The 5,939-nt window shown below is 67.3% G+C and carries 6 protein-coding genes and 1 pseudogene; 5 read left to right on the top strand and 2 right to left on the bottom strand.

What is annotated here, in order from left to right; all coding sequences use genetic code 11:
- The 4 genes and pseudogenes from Q9R39_RS24220 to Q9R39_RS24205 form a co-directional block, all read left to right on the top strand.
- Nucleotides 1-1,096 (top strand): annotated as a pseudogene (locus Q9R39_RS24220) (DNA cytosine methyltransferase); the annotation flags it as partial.
- Nucleotides 1,097-1,221: 125 nt separating this feature from the next.
- Entirely contained in the window at nucleotides 1,222-1,890 is a 669-nt protein-coding gene (locus Q9R39_RS24215) for a type IV toxin-antitoxin system AbiEi family antitoxin domain-containing protein (protein ID WP_035755497.1), read from the top strand.
- A complete protein-coding gene (locus tag Q9R39_RS24210; protein ID WP_035755494.1) occupies nucleotides 1,890-2,921 on the top strand; it encodes a nucleotidyl transferase AbiEii/AbiGii toxin family protein in 1,032 nt (343 codons plus the stop codon). The genes Q9R39_RS24215 and Q9R39_RS24210 overlap by 1 nt, the downstream gene beginning before the upstream one ends.
- A gap of 59 nt (nucleotides 2,922-2,980) precedes the next feature.
- Complete coding sequence (locus tag Q9R39_RS24205) at nucleotides 2,981-4,255, top strand: PIN-like domain-containing protein (protein WP_139114265.1); 1,275 nt, start codon at nucleotides 2,981-2,983, stop codon at nucleotides 4,253-4,255.
- Nucleotides 4,256-4,274: 19 nt separating this feature from the next.
- Here the strand turns inward: Q9R39_RS24205 and Q9R39_RS24200 are convergent, their stop codons facing one another.
- Nucleotides 4,275-4,766, bottom strand: coding sequence for a hypothetical protein (locus Q9R39_RS24200; RefSeq protein ID WP_035755490.1), 492 nt, complete (start codon nucleotides 4,764-4,766; stop codon nucleotides 4,275-4,277).
- A 31-nt stretch (nucleotides 4,767-4,797) separates the two neighbouring features.
- Nucleotides 4,798-5,052 (bottom strand): hypothetical protein, encoded by a 255-nt coding sequence (locus Q9R39_RS24195; RefSeq protein WP_311278413.1) that lies wholly within the window; start codon nucleotides 5,050-5,052, stop codon nucleotides 4,798-4,800.
- A gap of 116 nt (nucleotides 5,053-5,168) precedes the next feature.
- On the opposite strand from Q9R39_RS24195, the gene Q9R39_RS24190 reads away from it, so the two are divergent.
- The gene (locus Q9R39_RS24190; protein ID WP_139114264.1) at nucleotides 5,169-5,849 is read left to right on the top strand and encodes a DUF6349 family protein; all 681 of its coding nucleotides are present in this window, start codon (nucleotides 5,169-5,171) and stop codon (nucleotides 5,847-5,849) included.
- Nucleotides 5,850-5,939: the final 90 nt, after the last annotated feature.

Raw genomic sequence — 5,939 nt, 5'->3', positions numbered from 1 at the left:
GCTGCCCGCTCCCGACCTCGATCACCGCCCCCAGGCGTGGTGTGGCCCCTGCGATGAGGCTGTCGAGGCGATGTGGGCGTGGAAGACCGGCGTGCCCGCCAGCGGATCGGTGCGCTACGGCAAGCAGTACAACTACCGTTGCCCGCGTTGCTTCGGTGAGGTCTCTCCCACCGCCACACCGTCGTTGACGGCCTTGGACCTCACCCACCTGGGCACCCGCATCGGCGAGCGGACCAAGCCGCTGGCCCCGGCGACCATGGCCCGTGCCGAGCGGTGCCGCCAGAAGTTCGCCGAGTTCCCCGCTGTGCTGATGCCGGCCAAGGCCCAACGCGGCGTGGAACGCCATCCGCTGCAACCGATGGCCACCCAGACCTCGCAGCAAAAGACCGCGCTGCTCAGTACCGGCGCCATCATGGTCGCCGCCGGAAACACCTTCGAGCGCCCCGGATCGCAGTGCCGGACCCGGACCCTGGGTCAGCCGCTGTGGACCCAGCCCGCCACCAACACTACCGGCCTGCTCACTCCCCCGGTCGCGATGGCCATCAACAACTTCCAGGGCGCACCACGCGGCCTCGACGAGGCGCTGCCCACCCAGGGCGGTTCGGAGACCCTGAGCATCGTGTCCTCGGGTGTGGTGCCCTTCCGCAAGCACACCACCCCGACCAGCCATGCCCAGGCCATGCCGACGATCACCGCCGAACAGACCCCCGGCCTGCTCACCGCGACCGGCGACCCCGCCCTGCTCGCAGGCTGGTTCAAACAGAACGGCAGCACCGGCACCGAAACCGCCGCGCACCCGCTCACCGACCCACTGGGCACCCTGACCAGCCGCGACACCACCGCCCTGCTGGCCTCCCACTGGCGCGACGCCCTCGCCGACATCCCGCTCGATGAGTGCTTCTTCCGCATGATGACCCCGCACGAGGTCGGCCGCGGCTGCGGATTCGACCCCGACTTCGGCGACCACAAAGGCACCTTCACCGTGTGGGGCAAAGGCCGCGACCAGATCGACGGCTACGGCAACGCCGTCACCCCACCAGTCCCGCTATGGATCGGCACCCGCCTACGCGAAGTCCTGCACCCCACCAGCGGATGACGACGTCGACCGCCCCGGCACACCGTGACCACTGTGCCGGGGCACGCGGGCCAGTCTGCACGGACGGGCCGCGCTCGGACAGCTCGGAAAGCCTCACCGATCACTCCCGTTGCTATTATTGCTGCATGATCGACGCTGGCCGGTGGGGCGCGATCCGCGGGCTGGCGGATCGCCAGTTCGGCCTGTTCACCACCGCCCAAGCCCGCAACCTCGGCGTCGCGCCCTACGTCCTGGCCCGCCTCGCTGCCCGTGAGGCCATCGTCCGGGTCCACCACGGCGTCTACGAGATCCCCGAGTCCACGGCCTGGACAACCCTCGGCGACTGGGCGGCACAATGGTTGGCGCTCCACCCCGCCGCCGACATCGAGGAACGCCGCACACGCCCCGACAGCGTCGTGAGCCACGCCGCCGCCGCCCAAGTCCTGCGCCTGGGCACGATCACCGCATCCGGGCTCGAGCTGAGCAGCCCCCACCGCATCAACGTCCGCGACCCGTCGGTGCGCACCTGGCGCCGGTCGATCGGTGACCGCGCCCACGACTGGGACCTCGTCGACGGACTACCGGTCACCACACCCGCGCGCACCGTGGCCGACCTGCTCCTCACCCACGGCGACGGCGGACACCTCGGGACCGCGCTGCACACCTGCCTGACCGAATCGCTGGTCGACGCCGACGAGCTGATCGCGGCGTGTGATCGGGCCGCGCCGCGCTGGAACTACGCCTCCGGTGCTGACCTGTTCGCCGCGCTGCTCGATCAGGCCCAGATGCCGGCCGAACCGGTGCTGGTCGGCTGATGGCGTATGCGTCCGAAGAGGCCTTCCGCGCCGGGCTGAAAGCCCGCCTGTCCGCCGAAGCGCGGACGAGCAGGTTCAGCCGCGACGAGCTCGCCCAAACCGTGACCCTCCAGTTGTTCCTGGCCCGGCTGTTCCGCTCCCCCGACGCCGACCAGTGGATCCTCACCGGCGGCACCGCCCTGCAATTCCGGGCACCGACCCAGGCCCGCCCCACCGCCGACGCCGACCTAGCCACCCGCCTCGACGCCGAACACATGCAACACTCGCTGCGCCAGGCCGCCCACCCCGGACCCGGCGACTTCGGCGAGTTCGACATCACCATCACCGCAACCCGTAGCCCCGGCTTGTTCGCCGGACGTATCCGCTACAACATCGCCGGACAACGATTCTCCGACGCCACGCTCGACCTCGCCACCCACCGGGAGATGCTGCTACCGCCCGAGACGATCAGCCCGCGCCCGGTGCTCGCGCTCGACGAACTCGACCCCATGCCCGTCATCCGGATGCAGGCCGCCGCCGAAGCAGTCGCCGACAAGGTCGCGGCCCTCTACGAGCTGCACGGCACCCACGGCGACACCCCCTCGACCCGCGCCCACGACCTGGTCGACCTCGTCATCCTCGCCCGCACCCAATCGTTCGACGCCGAACAGCTGCACGCCGCGATCCGCCACCAAGAACAGCGCCGCGACCTGACGATCCCGATACCGTTGGTTCTGCCCAACCCGACCTGGGAACGTGACTACCCCCAACGCGCCGCCCACAGTGGCCTACCCGCGCACCTGCACCACCCCGACGCCGCGCTCACGGCCGCCAACAGCCTCATCGAACCCGTCCTGACGGGCGCGACCGGGAACGGCCAGTGGAACCCCGACGACGGAGTCTGGACCTCGCAGAGATCACGCTCGATCGGAGAACTGCTCGGCGACACCCGCGCACCACACGCGGCGCCACGCACACCCGCACACGAGGCCCCGCCGGGGCCATCGGCGCATAGCACCGAACGCTCCCACGACCACGGACCCGAACTTTAGATTTGACCCGCGGGCCCGGCACCAAAACGGGCACAGCGCAGCGAAGGCAGGAGGACGCGATGCGTGAGGTGTTCGGTGAGTGGTACACCTATGGCGACGATGAGCGCGGCGATTTCGTCACTAAGGCCAGAATTGCACTGGATGCCAACGTCCTACTCGACCTGTACCGGATATCGAAGGAGTCGCGCGAGAAGATCCTCGCCCAGCTCGAACGGGACGAGATCCGTCCGCGCCTCTTCCTTCCCTACCGCGCCGGCCTCGAATACCACCGTCAACGACTGTCTGTCGCAGACGATCACGCCAAGCAATACGCCAGCGCGACGAGCATCATCACGAGGGTCAAGAAGAACGGCGCCAATAGTCCACTCCTGCGGGAACTTCGCACGGCTGTCGAGGGTGTCAAGGACACGGGAGTGCAGAAGCGACTACTCGACGCGGTGGACGCGGCATTCAAGACAGCCGCGACGGAGGTCGAAGAAGCACTACGGACTGAGCGAGAGTCGAACATCCTCCACACCAAGCAAATTCAGGCAACTGACCCCATCCGAGACCGTATCGAGAAGCTGTTCACCGATCCCGGTCAGGTCGGTCGGCGGCGGACATCGACCGACCTCCGGGCATGGGAGGACCAGGCACGTGCCCGCCTCGCCGCTGCCATACCGCCGGGGACTGGAGCCGATGAGGCCAAGCAGGACGGCGGGATCGGTGACCCGCTCATCTGGATGGAGATGATGGACCTGGCCAAAACTGACGAGCAGGACGTGCTGTTCGTGAGCAACGACATGAAGGCAGACTGGCGTCACATCGTCGACGACGAAGACTTCGGGACATTGCCCGACCTCCGACGGGAGTTCGCTGACGAGACCGGCCAGCGCTACCACCACGTCAGTACCGACACCTTCCTCCAGGACCTCAACAAGTACCTCAACGCCGACGTCGGAGATGAGGTGATCGACGAGGTCAAACACACGCGGGTCACGCTCTCCCCCACGATTGAGCTTCCAACCCTGCGGGTCGCAGACCTTTACCCCGATCTAACCGCCCGCAATGAGGAGATGTACCGCAACGCGGTTCGGGGGGTTAACATGCCGACAGCGCAGGAGCTCAACGCCATAACCGGATTCAGGTCCTCCGGTATTTGGGAGACACTGCGAAATCAGTTGGCTCATAACCAATTATCAGAGTTATCAGAGTTCACGCGTTCCCCAGAGTTCCAACGATTGATCTGGACAGCCCAACCGTCCGATCGAGCCAAACCAACCGACGACGGGCTGCCCGACGATGACGACGGGCTGCCCGAGGATGACACGGAACCGGGATCAATAGGCGACTGACGCGATGCGACCCGGGCAATCACGCATTCCGGTAGATCGGGCAGCCGCACGAGGTGTTGCAGGCGAAGCTCCAGGTGGGGTGGGCGGCGTGGGTGTGTACTCCCCAGGGGTGTCCGCATTCGCAGTCGGGGAAGAACTGGCGGTCCCAGCGGTCGCAGAGGTCGTCGACGGTCAGCGTGCTTGACGGGTAGCCCACCGCGCCTCGGAAGCCGACGCACTGGTATTTCGACCAGGTGGGGTCGACCTGGACCGGGCAGCCGAGGTAGCCCAGGTCGTGGTTGATGACCAGCCCGTAGTCGAAGGTGTTCTGCCCGCAGCGGCCACACCAGTCCTCACCGGTCGGTACGGGTTGGCCGTCGGGTCGACCGGCCCGACGCTGCTCCCATAGCTGGCGCAGGGTCGCAACCTCGGCATCGAGGCGACGTTGCTCCTCGATGCGCTCAGCGGTGCCGTCGAGCAGATCGAGCAGGTCGATGTCGTTGTCGTGGTCGGGCGATCTGCGGCGCGTCATGGGGTGTCCTCTCAGATGACGTCGTGGGGCGTCAGTGGGCGGCGTAGATCGGTGTGCGGGCCAGGAACAGGCATTCGCGGTTCTCGTCATCGGCCAGGACGATCCCGATGCCGGTGGTGAGGATTTCGGCGAGCCCCAGTGCCCACTGGGACCACGTCAGATCGACCATGGCGTGTACGTGCTCGATGGGTACCAGCTCAGAATGTCCGGTCTGGAGCACGTTGGTGGCGCGGATGATCTCGCGTGCGCTCGGGCTGGCGGTGCAGTTGCTGTAGCTCCACGACATGCGAGGCTCCCTTGTGTCGAATGTTGCTGTGGTGGTGCAGTTCTGAGCGTCTTACCCGCCAGAGCGCTGCACCTTATAGGGTTCACAATATGCACCCTATGGGGTACAGTCAAGTCATGACCACAACCACTCTCCCGACGACGCCGACCGCGCCGTCCTCGCACGGCCTACAGCTCGACATGTTCGCCGAGGCGGCACGCGATGAGCGTGCGCACGCTGAACGCACAACCGGTGTCCCTCGCTTGTATGCCCTGCGGTGCACCACGATTGCCGACTACGAGCACGCGATGGCGCAGTGGAGGAAGGCGTGGCCTGATCTCGCCTGCCTGCGCGACTCGCACGGCTGGCACGTCGCGATCGGTGAGTACGCGAGCAGCCGCGAACCGACCGACACGTGCATCCCGATCACCCTGCAAACCGACCTCCGATGCAACCGGACCTCGCACCGCGGTTGCCTGTGCGTGGGTGATCTGGTCTCGCGCAGCTTCTGCCGAGGCTGCGGCTGGCATTCCGAGGTTGTCGGCGACGACACCGACACCGACGCTGCGCTGCTGGGCCTGGATCACTGCTTCCCGGGATGGCGCGACGACCCGATCGTGCCCTCGGTGCCCTACGACGACGGACCCAAGCGCCGCACCCGCCGCAACTGGGAAACCACTGTCACCGAGCTACACGGCACCGAACGGCCCCAGGGCTACCCGATGATCACCCGCCGGGGACCGCACGGGTGGCGGGCGGTGCCAGGCCGATCGCTGTGGGGCGGCTACGACGTCGCCGCCGAAACGCTCGGCCGATGATTGACACCACCGATCGTGCCGTGCCCGGCCTGCGTGCCGGGCACGGCACGCACTCGCCTTCGGTCGGCTCTGGCAAGCTCGACACCACAC

The organism is Gordonia sp. AC31 (assembly GCF_031844505.1).
Taxonomy (GTDB): domain Bacteria; phylum Actinomycetota; class Actinomycetes; order Mycobacteriales; family Mycobacteriaceae; genus Gordonia; species Gordonia hongkongensis.
The sequence above is the reverse complement of the archived record's forward strand: the minus strand, read 5'-3'. Positions and strand labels throughout refer to the sequence as shown.